This window comes from Pseudomonas benzenivorans (assembly GCF_024397895.1).
In the GTDB taxonomy this organism is placed as follows: Bacteria; Pseudomonadota; Gammaproteobacteria; order Pseudomonadales; family Pseudomonadaceae; genus Aquipseudomonas; species Aquipseudomonas benzenivorans_A.
In genome coordinates this window covers 1369437-1384610 of sequence record NZ_CP073346.1, presented here as the reverse complement: position 1 = coordinate 1384610, position 15174 = coordinate 1369437, and the positions used below count along the sequence as shown (strand labels likewise).

The following is a 15174-nucleotide window of genomic DNA, read 5'->3' as shown; positions in this document are numbered from 1 at the left end:
ACTTCATGCTTGGTTTGAGCCCGCCCGGACAGGGCGGGTTTTCCTGAGGTAAACATCCGGCTTGCTGATATTGACCCGAGGTGCCCGTTTGCGCTCCTCGATCCAGGCCTCCACCTCGGCCAGGTCCCAGACCACGCAACGTGGTGTCAGGTTGAAGCGCCTGGGGAACTCGCCACGACGTTCCATTTCGTAGATCGTTGATTCAGCCAGGGGGACGATCTGTCTAAGCTCATGCTTGCGAATGGTGCGCCGGAAGGGCAGGGGACTGCCCTTGGGGAACTGCGGAAGCGACTCGTAGGCTTCCGTGCCCGGTAAGGGGAGGTGCTGCTCAGACGCAGTCTCGAGGGCATCGGTTGTACGCGCATAAGTATCCATCTCTATCTCCATGATTACGCTCCATGGGGAGATGGTGGATATCAGTGTCCGTCGGCACAACTTGTTGTAGCGTAGAACGGCGGACGCAAGAGTAGTTCCCGACCAATTCTGTTGAAAAAGGGTTGTTTCTCCCGCTGCAAGTCCGCGCATAAGCGCGAGTTGCCACAATATATGGTTTGAGGTTTAGGGGGCGTTAACTACCGTTTCGGTGATTCGCCCCCCCCTCGTCGGCACCGTAGTATCTACAAGAGCAGGCGCTCTTGTAGATATGTACGTGTCAGGCTACCGCCAGGTTCATCTGGGTATGTTCACGACGAATGCTCGCCAGCGGGACTATGACCAGCAGCAGGGTCAGCACCACGGTCACCGCGATGCCCCATGCCGCCAGGCTGAACCCGCCCAGCGAGATCAAGCCACCGGAAATTGCCGGTCCCACGGCCAGGCCCAGGCTCAGGAAGCTGCTTGATGCGGCTACGATCCGGCCTTCGCGATCCATCGCTGCTGCCAGCCCGGTCAGGTAGCTCAGGGCATAGAAGTAGGTGATGCAGATAGTCATCACGCCCACGGTGTACATGGTCTTGGAATACTCGCCCAGCACGTAGCACAGACTGGTCGCGCCGGTCAGCAAGATCGCCAGGATCACGGGGGTGCTCAGGCCGAAGCGCTTGCCTATCATCGCCGCCAGCAGCGGCCCAACCAGGCCGACGAAGGACTGGAATGACAACAGCACACCCACCTCTTCACCGCTGTAGCCGACCATGATGCCGATTCGCTCGACGAAGGCCCAGCCCATGGTGTCGCGAGCCTGAAACACGAACATCGCCAGCATCATGCAGATCGCCGGCAGGCTCAGCAGTACATTGCCCGGGCCACTTTTCGCGACCACCGCGGCTTCGACCAGCGTTGCACGCTGCTCCATCGCCGGAATCGCCAGTAGCATCACCGCCATGGTTCCCGCCATCGCGTAGTACAGGCCGGCCAAGCCATACAGCGCCATGACCTTGGCATAACCGAGCATCACCACGATCATCAGCAACACCGAGAGGATGTTCATATGCCCGGCAATGCGGTCTGGCTGTTTCGCACTGGCTACGCAGGCATTGCCGCAGGCCAGGGCCAGACCCGCGCCGATACCAGCCACGCAGCGCACGGCGCCCAGGGCATACAGGTCGTTCATGTGCGCACTGACCAGGTTGGCGGCAATCGCCAGCAGGGTGCCGCCTAGCGCTAGGGTACGGCGCGGCGCGCGCCCCATGAAGGGCGCCACCAGCAGCGAGGCGAGCATGGTGAAGCCGAACTCGGCCGACATCAGTAGCCCGGCCTGGGCTTCGTTGAGATCGAGGTCGTTGATGATGGCGCTGATCAAAAACGGCAGCGCCCACAGGCCGAGCAGGCCCACGCCATAGGCGGAACCCGCCGCGGAAAACACCAGACTCCAGCTTTCGGGCAAGGCATTGCGTATTGTTTTATTCATCGGGGTAATCCCTGATTGGCCAGTATGGCATTGCAGAAAAGGCGCGCTGGAATGACGCGCCCAGGGTATTGAGATTTACTGCTGCAGGCTTTCGTCGACAGGCGTGCCGTCGTCGTACTGCGAGAGCCAGGTGACCATGGCGTCGCGGTAGCGAGTGAAGCCCTTGTAGTCCACCAGCTCCTGATCCAGGTCGCGGATCACGCGGTGCATGCGCTTGGCCCACTGTGGCGCGGCCTCCGCCAGCTGCTTGAGGCTGACCAGGTAAGTGCGCACCGGGAAAAGCACGGCGTTGCTGCGCGGCAGGCGGTGCAGCGGTTGCAGCTCGATACGCAGGTTGACCAGCTCACCGGCGTTTTCCGGGGTGACGATGGTACGATCCGGCGCCCAGTCCGGCAGGGTCTCGGCGGAGGTTTCCAGGCGCGGGTTGACGGTGATCGACCAGTTGGTGCGGCGCACCGGGTGGCCCGGACGCAGGCGCAGCAGGAACTTCAGCGCGCGTTGCAGGATGCCCATTTCGTGCAGCTTCGGCACTGGGCCGTGGAATTCCATGAAGCTCATGCCCAGGTTGAAGCGAAGTGAGTAGTCGGCGCGCTGGGTGGCCATGCCGGCCCCCATCACCAGGGTGTCGTCACGCTCTTCGAGCAGGATGAACTCGCCCTGGGCCTGGCGGGTGATGTACTCCATAGGCTCCATCGGCAGGCTGCTGGCGTCGCCGAAGGTGAAGGTCTGGTCGATCTTCAGCGGGCGGTTGATCCAGTGCCACTGGCTGCCGTTCTTCACCAGTGTGAAGTGCTCGGGGAAGTCCCGCGAGTAGGACTCCATCAGCAGCTCCAGCAGGTCCCACTGGGCCTCCATCATGTGCGGCAGCGCGGCATAGTGCACACCTGGCTGGCTGTCGAGGGTTTGCGCACGGTGGTGGCATTCGGAAATGTAATGCTCGTCGATATCGAACTGGGCGCGCAGCGCACCCTGGCCGAACGGCACATGGGGCTCGACGTTCATCGAGTACATGTACTGGTCTTCCGGGTACGGAAAGGGCAGGCGCAAGATGGCCTCGCGGCTGTTGCAATAGGTGAAGTCCTTGGCGTCGTCGTCGGCGTAGGTTTCGATTGGCTTGAATACGGTCATTTTTGTTTTCCTATCTCAGAGGTCTACGACCAGGCGGCTGCAGGTGGCGCGGGATACGCACGGCATGAATTTGCGTTTGCTCAGCTTGTCCTCCTCGCTGAGCCAGTCATCGCGGTGGTCCAGTTCACCGTCGAGTTCCAGCACTTCGGTTTCGCAGTAGCCGCAGGCGCCGCCGCGGCACAGGTAGGGCACCTTGTAGCCGGCCTGTTCGGCGGCTTCGAGCAGCGACTGGTCTGGGGGCACCTCGATGGTCACGCCTTGGCGGGCCAGGGTGACGCTGAACGACTGGCCACTGGAGCCCTGCTCGACGAAGCGTTCGTAGTGAATGTGGCTGTCGGTCCAGCCCAGGACGTGAGCGCTGTCGATGGTGTCGTCGATCATGCTGTCCGGGCCGCAGACGTAGACGTGGCTGCCCAGCGGGCGCCCGGCGAGAATCTGGCGGATGTCCATGCGCGCATCCTGGCCCTGTACGTACAGGTGTACGCGCGCTCCGTAGCGGGCCTGCAGCTCTAGGCCCAGGGCGGTGTGTTCCGCTCCGCGTACCGACAGGTGTAGCTCGAAGTCGGCCTGCTTGATGTGCAGCTCTTCCATCTGCGAGTACACCGGGGTGATGCCCACGCCGCCCGCGATGAATATGTGCTGGCGGGCATGCTTGGCTAGTGGGAACAGGTTGGCCGGCTGCAGGATCTGCAACAGCGCGCCTTGTTCCACGCGGTCGTGCAGATAACGCGAGCCGCCACGTCCATCTTCGACCCGGCGTACGGCGATCTGGTAAGCGCTGGAGTCGTAGGGCGACCCCATCAGCGAGTAGGCGTTGCGGTGGGTCTTGTCGCCGTCTTCCATCACCACCACCACGTGGCTACCGCCGGAGAATGCCGGCAGGTGCTTGCCGTCCGGATCGACCAGGGTGAAACGTTTGATTTCCGGAGTAAGGGTCTCGATGCGCGCGACCCGCACGCTGAGGGTTCCGTTATGGGTGTTCATGTATCCAGCTCCTCGGCAGGTGGCAGTTCGCCCGGGACTTCGCCGTCGGCCTTGATGCCCTGGAAGGCGGCCAGACGGCGGGAGTAGTGGTCGCGCACGACCAGGTTCAGCTGGCAGCCGGGGCAGATGAACACGCGTTGGGTGACGTTCTCGGTATAGGTGTCGCAGTGTGCGCACCAGACGCGGCGTACCAGGGTGCCGCTGTGCTCGCGCAGCACTTCGTCACGATTAAGATCCACTGCGTTGGCGGCCTGCATGGCGGTGCCGATGAAGCTCTCCGAACCGCTCAGGTACAGACGGGTGCCCATGTGTGCGCTTTCCAGCAGGCGACGCAGGCCTTCGATCAGCGCATGATTGCTGTCGAACACCAGCAGGTCGTCGGCTTCCGTCTGGCGCAGCTCGGTCAGGTGGTTGTGCCCGGAGAAAGATTCGGTGGAGTAGAGCAGGGTGCTGGACTGGCGCTGGGCCGGGGACATCTCCCCGATCAGGCGCAGCATGGCCGCACCGCCGCTGCCCTGGCCCACGATAAGGTGGCGCAGGCCACCTACCATCGGTTGCAGGCGGTCATAGACCGGGCGGCTCTTGATGCCGGTGATAAGCATGGTGACTCCTCGCTGGTGAATGGCAGAGACCAAGTAGGATTTATGCCATTTTACCTATTGTTTTATATGTTTTATTTCGAAGGCAGTTAGCCCTTATTGAGATTGGGGCGCACCCCTTGTGCCAGGCCTTGTATGCCTCAATGGCGCACAAGGCTGCTGCTCAGGCTCAGTGCTTGAACATCACATGCCGCACGCAGGTGTAGTCTTCCAGGCCGTACATGGACATGTCCTTGCCGTAGCCGGATTGCTTCATGCCGCCGTGGGGCATTTCGCTGACCAGCATGAAGTGGGTGTTGACCCAAGTGCAGCCGTACTGCAAGCGCGAGGCCAGGCGATTGGCGCGGCCGACGTCGCGGGTCCAGACCGAGGAAGCCAGGCCGTAGTCGGAGTCGTTGGCGAAGCTCAGGGCCTGGGCTTCGTCGCTGAACGGAGTGACGCTGACCACCGGGCCGAAGATCTCGCGCTGGACGATTTCGTCGTCCTGGCGGGCGTCGGCCAGCACGGTCGGTTCGAAAAAGTAGCCTGGGCCGGGCACGCGTTTGCCACCGGTGATCACGCGGATGTGCGGCAGCGCCTTGGCGCGTTCGACGAAGCCTTCCACGCGCTCCAGATGGTCGCGTGTAATCAGTGGGCCGAGCTCGGTTTGCGGGTCCTCCTGCAGGCCGTAACGGATGCTGCCCACGGCCGCCCCCAGCTTCTGCACGAACTCCTCGTAGACGCCTTGCTGCACGTACAAGCGGCAGGCTGCGGTGCAGTCCTGGCCGGCGTTGTAGAAGCCGAAGGCGCGGATGCCCTCGACTGCGGCGTCGATGTCGGCGTCCTCGAAGATCAGTACCGGGGCCTTGCCGCCCAGTTCCATATGGGTGCGCTTAACGCTGCTGGCGGTATTGGCAACGATGCGTGCACCGGTGGCCACGGAGCCGGTGAGCGAGACCAGGCGCACCTGCGGATGGGTCACCAGAGGTTCACCAACGCTGGGGCCCTTGCCGATGAGAATGTTGACCACGCCGGCGGGGAACAGATCGTTGATGATGCCGGCCAGCTTCAGGGCGGTCAGCGGGGTCTGTTCGGACGGTTTGAGTACCACGCAGTTGCCAGCGGCCAGGGCCGGCGCGAGCTTCCAGGCCACCATCATCAGCGGGTAGTTCCACGGCGCGATGGAGGCGACCACGCCCAGTGGGTCGCGGCGGATCATCGAGGTGTGGCCGGGCAGATATTCGCCACCGGCGGAGCCGTTCATGCAGCGGCTGGCGCCGGCGAAGAAACGAAACACGTCGGCAATCGCCGGAATCTCGTCGTTCAGTGCGGCCTGATAAGGTTTGCCGCAGTTCTGCGACTCAAGGCGGGCGAAGGTTTCGGCTTCGGCCTCGATGCGCTCGGCCAGCTTCAGCAGCAGCTCGGCACGGCATTTCGGCGTGGTCTGCGACCAGGCGTCGAAGGCTCGCTGGGCGGCCTGTACGGCGGCGTCCACCTGGGCGCTGCTGGCCTCGTTGATGTTGACCAGCACTTCGCCGATGGAGGGGTTGTACACGGCGTGGCTGGCACCTTCACCGGCGACCAGCTGGCCGTCGATCAGGAGGTTCGTTTGCATGGCGGCTCCCTTGTGGGTTTTGTCGTTGGGGTTCAGGCCTTAAACATATGAAAACATATCTTAATGTTTGAAGGTTGCCAACCTTTTCATCGATAATTGCTCGCGAACGCGATTTCATGGGTTGGAGAGGGGGGGTAGCGACCGTATCAGTGCCCCCCTAACCTCTATAAGATGCGGAATTGAACGTTTAACCCTTTGCCCTTCGGGCCTGGTTGAACCTACTGAATAGGGAGAGTCAATTGAGTGCCCTGAATACCGCCCGCAGCACCGCATTTATCCGCCTGCGCCAGGAAGGCCGTACCGACGAGGTGGTGCGCCGGCTGGTGGAGGCCATTGAGTTGGGGCTGTTCGCCGAGGGCCAGCAACTACCAAGTGAAAGCGAGCTGGCCCTGCAGTTGGGGGTGGCGACTGTGACGCTGCGCGAGGCGCTGGTCACCTTGCGTCAACGTGGGCTGATCGAGACGCGTCGAGGGCGCAACGGTGGCAGTTTCGTCTGTGCACCGGTGGAGTTGCCCGAGCCGTTGCTGCTTCGGCGTTTGCAGGACATGAGCGGCCCGGACCTGCGCGATCTTGGCGACGAGCAGATAGCGATTTCCGGTACCGCGGCGCGTCTGGCGGCTCATCGCAGTTCCCGCGAGCAGCAGACGCGCATTGCCCAGCACATCGAGTCGCTGAAACAGGCCTCCACGCGCCTGGCTCGGCATCGTGCCGATGCGCGCTTCCATATCGAGGTGGCTGCTGCCGCTCAGTCGCTGCGCCTGACCCATGCCGAAATGCGCCTGCAGTCGGAAATCGGCGAGCTGCTCTGGATGGAAGCCGCCGGTGGCAGTGACGTGACCGTGATCGAACAGGAGCACCGGGCCATTCTCGAAGCCTTGGTCAATGGCGATGCGGTGCTGGCTGGAGCTCTGGCCGAAGCTCATGTGAGCCGGGGCATCAAGCGTCTGATGGCGTTGCGCCTGGAGCTGCTGGCCGACAATGAGCTGCCGAGCTGAGCTCGCTGCCTGGCCGTTGCGGTGCGAACTCGGCCCATATACCAAGCAGTGCCAGAGCATTTTGATAACAACAACGTACAAAAGAACCTGCGTGAGGAAAATGCCATGTCTGTCGTGAGCGATAACGACCCCCTTGCTGTTTGTGCCCGGCAGCTCAACAGCACGGTGGGGACCATCTTCAGCCAGGTTCGGCAACTGGTGGACGTAACGGTCGAGCTGTGGGCGCGTGTGCTAGCGGAGGGGCGTCAGCCGGCCTCGAAGGATTTGGCACTGCTGCGTCCTGCGATCGATGCGCAATTGCTGGCTACGGGCGCGTTCGGCTGTGGTGGCGGGGTGATCGTCGAGCCAGGTTGTCTGGCCGACCGCGAGATGCACCTCGAATGGTGGTACCTGGCCGATGGAGGCAAAACCCTGCCGTTACGCCCGAACTTCGACCGGCGCCGAGAGAACTTCTACGACTACACCAACATGCCGTGGTATGCCCGTCCGCGGGATTCTCACAATAGCAGCGTCGAGGGGCCGTATGTAGATCTCTATGGCACCAACATGTACGTGCTGACCTTCACGATGCCGATCATCGTCGATGACCGTTTCATCGGGGTCGCCGGGCTGGACCTTTCACTGCACAACGTCGAGAAAATGCTGATCCGCAGTCTCATGTGCTTGGCAAACGAAGCAGTTTTGATATCCACCGAGGGCCGGATCATTGCGTCAAATACAGCTAACTGGATGGTAGGTGACCTGGCGCCCAAGTTGCTGGACCCAAGGCCCATGCAAGGCGTGCGGCTGGTGCTGGAGGAGCCGGAGGCAGGGTGGTCGCTGATTCAGTTGCCAGGCCTTCGCCATTAAGTTGGTATGGGGCAGATGGGGCGTATCGCCGCCCTGATCGCTACCTTGTGGCAGGCATGAGTCCGGCTGCTCTGTTGCTCTGATGGCGCTCCTTTGCCATGTCGGAAGCTCCTCCAAGTTAATCGTAGTGCCGCGTACTAGGCACGAGATTGGGCCAGTAGTGGCGCGGCTATTGGGTATATACGGCACGCCACAGCACCAGCTGGGTGCCGTCTCCAACCCCCGTGCAGACTGCTTTCCGGGCCAACGAAGTGCCGCCCCCTTTTATCTTGCCCTCCGCTCTTCCTCTGCCTTGGCCTGTCCCGGGTGGTTGATCAGGGTGATCAGGTTGCGTGCCAACGAGTGTCCGACCCGGTGGGCAAGGGCAGTTCTGCCGAGAGAGTGGCGGCGCGCGATTGCGCACGCCGAGCACGCAGAGTCGGCAGGCGGATCGACCTGGAAACGACCGGCTCATCGACGCGACTCCAACCACAAGGGCTGCGCTTGGCCGATTACCGCGTCGACAGGCACCGGGCCGAAGTAGCGGCTGTCGAACGACTCTGGGTGGCTGCCGAGCAGGAACAGTTCATCGCCAACCAGGCGCCGACAACCTGTCCAGGCTGGCAGCGTGCGACCCTGTCGATCTCGTCGCAAACGCCTGGCCACCAGCCGGTAATCGATGCGCACCTGGTTGCCCTGCACGCACACCTGCTGCGGCGCCGCTGCCGCCACGGTCTTCAGCAGCGGCACGTTCGCCGGTAGATAGCCCCGCTGCGCTGCCAGCGTCATCGCCTCTGCTGGCAAGCGAACCAGCAGCAGATCGCCGGCTGCAACCGTGCTGGTTGGTGTGATGCGATACCAGCCGATGGGCGCGCTGTAGGAGGCGTTGTAGACCAGCCATGGCGGCGACTTCGCGAGCGCCGCCCAGCCCAGTGCAACTAGGGCGCCGGCTGCCAGGGCCAGGGGCCAGCGCGCACAGCGAGTGCCCCGCCTCATGACATGACCTCCGGGTATTCCCGCTCCAGCACCTCGCGCAGCAGCTGCGCCACCGTTACGCCGCGATTGAACGCCGCCAGCTTGATCCGCGTGCGCAGTGCCGGCGTCACGTCCAGTGTCAGCCGCGCCGTGTAGCGTGCGGCCTTGCCGTTGTCGATGGCGGCGCCCTGGCGTATCCAGGCCTCGGCCTGCGGATCGGCCAGCGGGCGTGCACCGATACCGATGCGCTTGCCGCTCATGTTGACCACCCCAGCAGCTCGTCGACCAGGCGGCTGACCTCGTGCGCGGCGGCGCTGTCCGGCGCCAGTTCACGGGCCAGGCGACCGGCTGCCACGCTTTCGGCGAAGACGATGCGCTGGCGCACCTCGGCCTGCAGCGCCGGCAGCGGTTGCTCGGCCAGGGCGCCGCGCGCTTCCCGGCCGATCACCGTGGTGCTGACGCGGCGGTTGATGGCAAACGCCGCGCGCAACGCAGGCCTGAACAGCTGCGCCTCGCGGATCAGGTTGACCATCTCCGCGCTGGCCCACAGGTCGTAGGGGCTGGGCTGCACCGGGATCAACACGCGGTCGGTGGCTAACAACGCCGAGCGGGCGAGGGCGGCAATGCGCGGTGGCCCGTCGATGATCAGGTGGTCGGCACGGCGGGCCAGCTCCGGCGCCTCCTGGTGCAGCGTTTCGCGGGCCAGGCCGACGGCGCCGAAAAGCCGGGGCAAGCCTTGCTGGCTGCGTCGCTGGGTCCAGTCCAGGGCCGAGCCCTGCGGGTCGGCATCGAGCAGGATGACGTTGTGGCCGCGCAGGGCCAGTTCGCCGGCGATGTGGGTGGCCAGGGTGGTCTTGCCGACCCCGCCTTTCTGGTTGAGCAGGGCGAGGATCATGGCCGTTTCTCCCCGGCCAAACCGCCCCGATCGGCACCTGTCCACAATCGGGCGCTGCCCCAATAACAAGTTAGAGCTTTTAAGTTAGTTAAGTTAAGGGAGGCTGGATGCCGCGCCAGCCGTGGCCTGCAGAGGAGTTTGTGCGCCTGATGGCACGATAGTGATGCGCCCGATAGCACGAGTCCGCTTGCGCCTGATAGCACGACTGAATTCACAGCTTTTCCCGAAGTTATCCCCGTGCCGTCTACGGCACGGCCCGGAAGCTCAGCAGTTCGGTCGAGGGACACAGGCGCACAACCTCCAGGCGATACCCCGGCAGCGACTGACGAACGACCAGCGCGCGCAGATCCTTGGCGAAGTCCGAATAGCGCGCCGAGCTCCCCGACTTGCGGTGCAGGTGGCGAAAGTCGAACTGCCAGCCGTCCTTCTGCTTGCCGCCATGCTTGCGCACCAGGCGGTACAGCCAGCGCTCGATGCCGCCGGTGAGGCGGAAGTAGGCCGGGTCGATGGTCAGCACCAGGGCCTGATCCAGCACCCCGCGGTAGAACCAGTCCGGCAGGATCAGCTCGATGCCCAGCGGCCGGCCATCCGCCGCGGCCAGCTCCTTCCACTCGTTGATCCAGGAAAAGCGGTGCAGGCGTCGGCCGCTGGGCGCGCGAAGCGAGGTGGCCACGCTGGTCGACTGCAGCCGATCCAGGGCGGCCTTGAGGCGCTGGTAGTCGCGCAACGAGGTGCCGCGGCCGATGAAGCGCAGGATCTGGTAGGGCGTGGCGCGCATCAGTCGCGAGGTGGGGATGCCTGCATCGCGCGCCTCGACCAGCTGGCTGGCCGCCCAGATCAGGATGTCGGCATCCCAGATCGTGGCGATGCCATGTTCCAGCGTGCCTTCCACGCGCACCCTCACTTCGCCCGAGCGAAAGTCGATGGGCACCGTACGGCGTGACTTGGCCAGGGAGAAGAACGGGTGCGCCATCAGGTCCTGGGCGTCGCGCGGCGCCAGATCGCCCGGCAGGGCACGAAACAGCTCCAGTTGCCCGCTCTGCGCAGGCAGGGCACGTACGTCGCGATTCATGGGCAAGGGCTTCACTGCTCATCACGCTGGGCTCCCGGGTGGCGGTCGAGGTACTCGGGGTCGAAGGTGGTCTCGAAACTGCGCTCACCGGCCCAGGCCTCGAGATCGGCCAGCGCATACATCACCCGTCGACCGAACTTGTGGAAACGCGGCCCGCCGCCGATCACCCGCTGCTTCTCCAGGGTGCGCGGCGACAGGCGCAGGAAGGCCGCGGCTTCGTGGTTGGTGAGGTAGCGCGGGGAAGGGCAGGCCTGGGGCGTGAGCGCTTCACTGGCGCGCTCTACGGGTCTCAGGGCGTGGGCCGTGGGGCCGGCTTTGCGGTGCAGCGGGGCGTCGAGATCGATGGGCTGCGGGTGACGGGAAAGCTCGGGTGAGCGCGACATGGGGGTGTCCTCCGTTGACGTGGGAGGTGCACCGTGCGGCACTCGTCGTGGTTGATCATGCTGGGTTGGGTCTGGGCGAATGCGAAGGCAACAGGGGCGTGGATTGAGACCCGCAAGGTCTGGGCGCTGACCGAGTACGCCCACTTACGCGAGCGACCACCAGCCACAAGCACCTGCGTGACAAACCGAGCGCGTGGGGCTACGTAGTTACGCTTCTACGGCTTTCTGTAAAACCTGAACTACGCATTCACGGATTTCCGTAAATCCGTAGAAGCGTAAATCCGCATCCCCACAGATCCGTAAATCCGTGGATACGGATCTACGGATTTGGGCAAAGACGTAAGACCGTAACGGTCTGAATCAGCATCCCCACAGGGCGACGGCTTCAGGCTGAGCGCCAGGTGCTCGCACCGTGGATCAGCCTCCTGGGTGGGGCGCGCGGGTGGCCGACAGGACAGGGGCGCAGAAAACAAAGGCACCGGGTAGGCCCCGGTGCCCTGCGTTCGGTCTAGCGATTCCGGAACACGTGCACCTGCTCGAAGCCGGTCTCCAGGGTGAACACATCGCCGCCCATCTCCAGGTCGCGAGCCATGGCGCGGTAGTCGATGTAGAGGGCCAGGTGCTGGGGAATGCTGCTAGTTTCCTCTGTCAGCTCCTGGGCGTAGTCGGCCAGCGAGCTGTAGCAGCCGCAGTAGTCTTCCTCGGCCGCCTTGCGCGCGTGCTCCAGGTCGTTGAAGTGGGCGAGCAGGGCGCCGCCGAACGCGGGGTACTCCTCGATAAAGCAAGCGATCTCGTGGGCGCTCTCCAGGCCTGCGTATTCACCGAGGCGATAGCCGTCGAAGCCCTCGAAGTCGTGGATGGCGTATTCCTCCGCACCCTCGACCGGCGAGGCTGCCAGCATGGCGTCGACCTGCGCCCGGATGGCGTCCAGCTCCAGGGTGGCATCGATCCAGACGCCATGCAGGTGACCGGCGTTGTAGGCGGCCAGGTCGGCTACAAAAATCCTGATTTCTTCGCTCATGGCTTTCGCTCCTTGGTCTTCAGGGTTCTGCGCTTGCGCTGCGCATGAACCCCTGCCGACTAGGGCGACTAAGGCCGTCGTGAAAAAGTCAGGAAAAATCGCGGAGGCTCCACCCCGCGCAGCGGCCGGGTGGAAACCGTCTATTTTTCTTGATTTTGAGGGGGCAAGAACCCCTGCTTCTGTCAGCTGAGCCGGCGGCAGCGCCGGCTCAGCTACTGGCCTAGAGACTCAGGGTTACATCCCTGAGCGGCTCCACCCCGCAGCGGGGTGAGCACAGGCGCTGGTGGATGCGGCTGAGAAAACCCACCTCGAAAGCGCGGCGCTCGATGGCCCGGGGCAGGTGATCGCGCTCGGCGATCATCGCCGCCCAGAGCCAACCACTGCGGGTGTTGTCGAGCCAGGTCTGGGCAAAGCTGACGCCTCGGTTGAAGGCCGGACGACAGTCCGCAGCCCAGTTGATTTCCATGCCGGGATGGCCGTCGTGCGGCGGCAGCAGGGTGACGACACCTTTGCTCATGACGCGACACCTCCTCGCGCTTCGGACAGCGCGCGGCGGTACAGCACGACCAGCTCGTCCAGCAGGTCCAGGGCCGAGTAGGCCGCCACCCGTACACGCAGGTCATCTGGCTGAAAGCCGTCCGGCTCGGCCAGTTGATCCAACAAATTACCGAGCATGGTGGCGCGCAATTCGGCGGCGGCTTCGACGGGCAGGGGCGAGCGTTCGGATTCGTGCAGCGGACTCGGCTGCCGCGGGAAGGGCACAACGCAGGTTTCGAACTCAGCCATGGCGCACCTCCGGGATGGAGGCAAACAACAAGACCAGAGGCCCAAGGCGGAGCTCTTGGGTAAAAAGGGGGTAGCGCATTTTCCTTATGCTCCTCGGTTTGATTAAGGAGCCGCCACCGACCGTTCTGACGCAGTATGGTGGCAGACCGTACGGGGGTCAGAAACCGGAAACCAAGGGAACCGGCCAGGCAAAAGCCTGCCCCGCACGGCCTGCCATAGAAAAGCGATAGCAGTACATCAGCGTGTCTGCTGCTCAGCTATGGCGCTACCGCGCCCTGGTTTCATCGGGTTCTGACGCCCGGCCGTGGGATTGACCACGACGGGCGCACTCTAGCCTGCGGGTTTCAGGATGGCAACATACTGTGGCGTAGCAGGATTGTTCGCCACGCACATCGAACGTGCTGTACCGACTACCTCCGCCTTCAAGACGGGGCATCGCTCATTCGAAGAGCCTGAGCCACAGGGTGGGAGGATCGGGTGTCCCCATTGATGGCTGGATCGCTTCTTCTGCAACCACCGAGCTGCAACCAGATGAGAAGCGGTGCACGCAAAGAAGCAGCTGGAGTCGCATTTTGCTTTAGAGTCCTGCCCTCGACGCTCAAAAATGAAAGCGGACGCCCAGTAAGGTCGAGGTGTCGTGGTCATTGTTGAGGTCGCGCACCACGCCACCTTCGATGACCCAGCGGCCCTCGATGCGTTGCAGCCCCATCGTCAGTTGTTGTGTCGCGCGGTGTCCTTCTTGCCAGCGCCCGCCCAGTTCCAGAACCGACATCCACCACACCCTGTCGCCCGGGTTCAGACGGTACTGCCAGGACAGGTCGTAGCGCCCGCTGCGGGGGGCGCCACTGCCACTCCCGGCGGCCAGCAAGTCGGCATCTATCTCATGACGGTCGTGGAACCAAGTGGCGACAGTGCCCAGTTGCGGGCGCAGCTTCCCGTCGCGATCAACGAAGGCACCGCCGAGCAACGACCAGCGCGTGGTGCCGGAATAGCTATCGGCTGACCAGAGCTGGTGACGGTAGAGCGCCGAAAGATCCCCGATTCGCTCGCCTTGGCCACCGGCAAGTCTATAGGGCAGCGCCAACAACAGCGTTTGGTTCGCGGACAGCCCGTAACCCAGCTCAGTGGTGAGCTGGGTCGTGTCGGCTTCGCCGTTGTACTCCACCAGCGGCCGCAATACGGTGCCGCCCTTTTCCAGCGGCAGGGCAACGAAGGAGCGCAGGCCCATGGCCGACGCTGGCAGCACGGCCAGGCCGGCGATCAACAGCAAACTCGCGGCGGAAGTTCTCATGGGCTCAGCTCCTCGCTATGCACTCGGGCCTCGCCCGGGGTGAAACCGGCGTCGCGGATGATGGCTCTGAACTGCTCGATGTTGGGCGTCTGTCCTGGGCTCAGCTCGATCCGGGCACGGCGTGCGTCGAGATCGACCTCGGCCTTGTCTACGCCTGGCACCTTGTTGAGGTTTTGCGACAAGCCGTAGACGCAGAACGGGCAGGTAAGGCCGCGTACCTCGATCTCTACCACCTGACGCTGGATGCCCCAGGCCAGAACTGGCAGGCATAGCAGCAGGGTAAGCAGTGATTTCATATTGAGCGTTTTCATCGAGTCCCTCCGTTTCGGGTGGAGGCTTCATTCGCCCAGCCAGATACGTACCGGCAAGGCGAGATAGGCCATCAAGAAGCCCAGGCTCCAGATCGTCAGCGACAGCCAGAACAACCGTGCACTCAAGCGCTGCGCGCGCTGGCAAGCCGCGGCCAGCGCCGGGTCGACTGGGCATAGCCGGCTAGGGCGAAAGGTGCTGTAGCCGGCCACCGCCAGTAGCGCGGCCGAGACGGCAAACACCCAGGCTTTGTATTCGACCAGGGTGATGAGCAGCGGTAACTCGGCGGTCAGGGCGGCCACGGCGGTGCCGAGGCCGAGGGACACCAGCAGAATCGGCAGCGCGCAACAGATCAGGGTGCCCGATGAAGACAGCAGTGCCAGCCAGCGCAACACTGACCCTGGGGGAGCAGGTTCGACCTGCGGGGTGCTGTTGTGGCGAGCTAAACGGGCCATGGCGTTTGTG

Annotated in this window: 19 protein-coding genes; 2 read left to right on the top strand and 17 right to left on the bottom strand. The window is 63.7% G+C overall.

Going from position 1 to position 15174, the window contains the following annotated elements; all coding sequences use genetic code 11:
• Positions 1–3: 3 nt before the first annotated feature.
• The 6 genes from KDW96_RS06535 to KDW96_RS06510 all read right to left on the bottom strand — a co-directional run bounded on the left by KDW96_RS06535 (position 4) and on the right by KDW96_RS06510 (position 6154).
• On the bottom strand, positions 4–387 hold the full coding sequence (locus KDW96_RS06535) for a helix-turn-helix transcriptional regulator (RefSeq protein WP_370295355.1): 384 nt from the start codon (positions 385–387) through the stop codon (positions 4–6).
• A 265-nt stretch (positions 388–652) separates the two neighbouring features.
• Positions 653–1849, bottom strand: a complete 1197-nt coding sequence (locus KDW96_RS06530) for an MFS transporter (RefSeq protein WP_255839628.1) — start codon at positions 1847–1849, stop codon at positions 653–655.
• Positions 1850–1924: 75 nt separating this feature from the next.
• A complete protein-coding gene (locus tag KDW96_RS06525) occupies positions 1925–2977 on the bottom strand; it encodes a heme-dependent oxidative N-demethylase family protein (protein WP_255839627.1) in 1053 nt (350 codons plus the stop codon).
• A gap of 15 nt (positions 2978–2992) precedes the next feature.
• The gene (locus KDW96_RS06520; protein WP_255839626.1) at positions 2993–3961 is read right to left on the bottom strand and encodes a PDR/VanB family oxidoreductase; all 969 of its coding nucleotides are present in this window, start codon (positions 3959–3961) and stop codon (positions 2993–2995) included.
• The gene (locus KDW96_RS06515; RefSeq protein WP_255839625.1) at positions 3958–4563 is read right to left on the bottom strand and encodes a dimethylamine monooxygenase subunit DmmA family protein; all 606 of its coding nucleotides are present in this window, start codon (positions 4561–4563) and stop codon (positions 3958–3960) included. The genes KDW96_RS06520 and KDW96_RS06515 overlap by 4 nt, the downstream gene beginning before the upstream one ends.
• 166 nt (positions 4564–4729) lie before the next feature.
• A complete protein-coding gene (locus KDW96_RS06510; protein WP_255839624.1) occupies positions 4730–6154 on the bottom strand; it encodes a gamma-aminobutyraldehyde dehydrogenase in 1425 nt (474 codons plus the stop codon).
• 239 nt (positions 6155–6393) lie between these two features.
• Here KDW96_RS06510 and KDW96_RS06505 point away from each other — a divergent pair, with 239 nt between their 5' ends.
• Both KDW96_RS06505 and KDW96_RS06500 read left to right on the top strand, forming a co-directional pair.
• On the top strand, positions 6394–7149 hold the full coding sequence (locus KDW96_RS06505; protein WP_213640978.1) for a FadR/GntR family transcriptional regulator: 756 nt from the start codon (positions 6394–6396) through the stop codon (positions 7147–7149).
• A 105-nt stretch (positions 7150–7254) separates the two neighbouring features.
• Positions 7255–7998 carry a cache domain-containing protein gene (locus KDW96_RS06500; RefSeq protein WP_255839623.1) on the top strand — a complete coding sequence of 248 codons (744 nt, stop codon included), beginning with the start codon at positions 7255–7257 and terminating at the stop codon, positions 7996–7998.
• Between the two features lie 450 nt (positions 7999–8448).
• On the opposite strand, the gene KDW96_RS06495 is transcribed toward KDW96_RS06500, so the two are convergent.
• The 11 genes from KDW96_RS06495 to KDW96_RS06445 form a co-directional block, all read right to left on the bottom strand.
• Complete coding sequence (locus KDW96_RS06495; RefSeq protein ID WP_255839622.1) at positions 8449–8973, bottom strand: S26 family signal peptidase; 525 nt, start codon at positions 8971–8973, stop codon at positions 8449–8451.
• On the bottom strand, positions 8970–9212 hold the full coding sequence (locus tag KDW96_RS06490; protein WP_255839621.1) for a hypothetical protein: 243 nt from the start codon (positions 9210–9212) through the stop codon (positions 8970–8972). The genes KDW96_RS06495 and KDW96_RS06490 overlap by 4 nt, the downstream gene beginning before the upstream one ends.
• Positions 9209–9847 (bottom strand): ParA family partition ATPase, encoded by a 639-nt coding sequence (gene parA, locus KDW96_RS06485; RefSeq protein ID WP_255839620.1) that lies wholly within the window; start codon positions 9845–9847, stop codon positions 9209–9211. The genes KDW96_RS06490 and parA overlap by 4 nt, the downstream gene beginning before the upstream one ends.
• A gap of 244 nt (positions 9848–10091) precedes the next feature.
• Complete coding sequence (locus tag KDW96_RS06480) at positions 10092–10919, bottom strand: replication initiator protein A (RefSeq protein ID WP_255839619.1); 828 nt, start codon at positions 10917–10919, stop codon at positions 10092–10094.
• A gap of 11 nt (positions 10920–10930) precedes the next feature.
• Positions 10931–11302, bottom strand: coding sequence for a helix-turn-helix transcriptional regulator (locus KDW96_RS06475; protein WP_255839618.1), 372 nt, complete (start codon positions 11300–11302; stop codon positions 10931–10933).
• A 508-nt stretch (positions 11303–11810) separates the two neighbouring features.
• Positions 11811–12323: an antirestriction protein ArdA gene (locus KDW96_RS06470; RefSeq protein ID WP_255839617.1), complete on the bottom strand. Its 513-nt coding sequence runs from the start codon at positions 12321–12323 to the stop codon at positions 11811–11813.
• 220 nt (positions 12324–12543) lie between these two features.
• Complete coding sequence (locus KDW96_RS06465) at positions 12544–12840, bottom strand: LasR-specific antiactivator QslA (RefSeq protein WP_255839616.1); 297 nt, start codon at positions 12838–12840, stop codon at positions 12544–12546.
• Complete coding sequence (locus KDW96_RS06460; RefSeq protein WP_255839615.1) at positions 12837–13109, bottom strand: hypothetical protein; 273 nt, start codon at positions 13107–13109, stop codon at positions 12837–12839. The genes KDW96_RS06465 and KDW96_RS06460 overlap by 4 nt, the downstream gene beginning before the upstream one ends.
• 598 nt (positions 13110–13707) lie before the next feature.
• Positions 13708–14400, bottom strand: coding sequence for a hypothetical protein (locus KDW96_RS06455; protein WP_255839614.1), 693 nt, complete (start codon positions 14398–14400; stop codon positions 13708–13710).
• The gene (locus tag KDW96_RS06450; protein ID WP_255839613.1) at positions 14397–14711 is read right to left on the bottom strand and encodes a heavy-metal-associated domain-containing protein; all 315 of its coding nucleotides are present in this window, start codon (positions 14709–14711) and stop codon (positions 14397–14399) included. Before KDW96_RS06450 ends, KDW96_RS06455 begins: the two co-directional genes overlap by 4 nt.
• 27 nt (positions 14712–14738) lie before the next feature.
• Positions 14739–15164: a hypothetical protein gene (locus KDW96_RS06445; protein ID WP_255839612.1), complete on the bottom strand. Its 426-nt coding sequence runs from the start codon at positions 15162–15164 to the stop codon at positions 14739–14741.
• Positions 15165–15174 lie beyond the last annotated feature (10 nt).

What these genes read in the sequence shown, in the direction of transcription:
- KDW96_RS06535 (WP_370295355.1), bottom strand. Translation starts at nt 387, where the DNA reads ATGGAGATAGAGATGGATACTTATGCGCGTACAACCGATGCCCTCGAG.
- KDW96_RS06530 (WP_255839628.1), bottom strand. Translation starts at nt 1,849, where the DNA reads ATGAATAAAACAATACGCAATGCCTTGCCCGAAAGCTGGAGTCTGGTG.
- KDW96_RS06525 (WP_255839627.1), bottom strand. Translation starts at nt 2,977, where the DNA reads ATGACCGTATTCAAGCCAATCGAAACCTACGCCGACGACGACGCCAAG.
- KDW96_RS06520 (WP_255839626.1), bottom strand. Translation starts at nt 3,961, where the DNA reads ATGAACACCCATAACGGAACCCTCAGCGTGCGGGTCGCGCGCATCGAG.
- KDW96_RS06515 (WP_255839625.1), bottom strand. Translation starts at nt 4,563, where the DNA reads ATGCTTATCACCGGCATCAAGAGCCGCCCGGTCTATGACCGCCTGCAA.
- KDW96_RS06510 (WP_255839624.1), bottom strand. Translation starts at nt 6,154, where the DNA reads ATGCAAACGAACCTCCTGATCGACGGCCAGCTGGTCGCCGGTGAAGGT.
- KDW96_RS06500 (WP_255839623.1), top strand. Translation starts at nt 7,255, where the DNA reads ATGTCTGTCGTGAGCGATAACGACCCCCTTGCTGTTTGTGCCCGGCAG.
- KDW96_RS06495 (WP_255839622.1), bottom strand. Translation starts at nt 8,973, where the DNA reads ATGAGGCGGGGCACTCGCTGTGCGCGCTGGCCCCTGGCCCTGGCAGCC.
- KDW96_RS06490 (WP_255839621.1), bottom strand. Translation starts at nt 9,212, where the DNA reads ATGAGCGGCAAGCGCATCGGTATCGGTGCACGCCCGCTGGCCGATCCG.
- parA (WP_255839620.1), bottom strand. Translation starts at nt 9,847, where the DNA reads ATGATCCTCGCCCTGCTCAACCAGAAAGGCGGGGTCGGCAAGACCACC.
- KDW96_RS06480 (WP_255839619.1), bottom strand. Translation starts at nt 10,919, where the DNA reads ATGAATCGCGACGTACGTGCCCTGCCTGCGCAGAGCGGGCAACTGGAG.
- KDW96_RS06475 (WP_255839618.1), bottom strand. Translation starts at nt 11,302, where the DNA reads ATGTCGCGCTCACCCGAGCTTTCCCGTCACCCGCAGCCCATCGATCTC.
- KDW96_RS06470 (WP_255839617.1), bottom strand. Translation starts at nt 12,323, where the DNA reads ATGAGCGAAGAAATCAGGATTTTTGTAGCCGACCTGGCCGCCTACAAC.
- KDW96_RS06465 (WP_255839616.1), bottom strand. Translation starts at nt 12,840, where the DNA reads ATGAGCAAAGGTGTCGTCACCCTGCTGCCGCCGCACGACGGCCATCCC.
- KDW96_RS06460 (WP_255839615.1), bottom strand. Translation starts at nt 13,109, where the DNA reads ATGGCTGAGTTCGAAACCTGCGTTGTGCCCTTCCCGCGGCAGCCGAGT.
- KDW96_RS06455 (WP_255839614.1), bottom strand. Translation starts at nt 14,400, where the DNA reads ATGAGAACTTCCGCCGCGAGTTTGCTGTTGATCGCCGGCCTGGCCGTG.
- KDW96_RS06450 (WP_255839613.1), bottom strand. Translation starts at nt 14,711, where the DNA reads ATGAAAACGCTCAATATGAAATCACTGCTTACCCTGCTGCTATGCCTG.
- KDW96_RS06445 (WP_255839612.1), bottom strand. Translation starts at nt 15,164, where the DNA reads ATGGCCCGTTTAGCTCGCCACAACAGCACCCCGCAGGTCGAACCTGCT.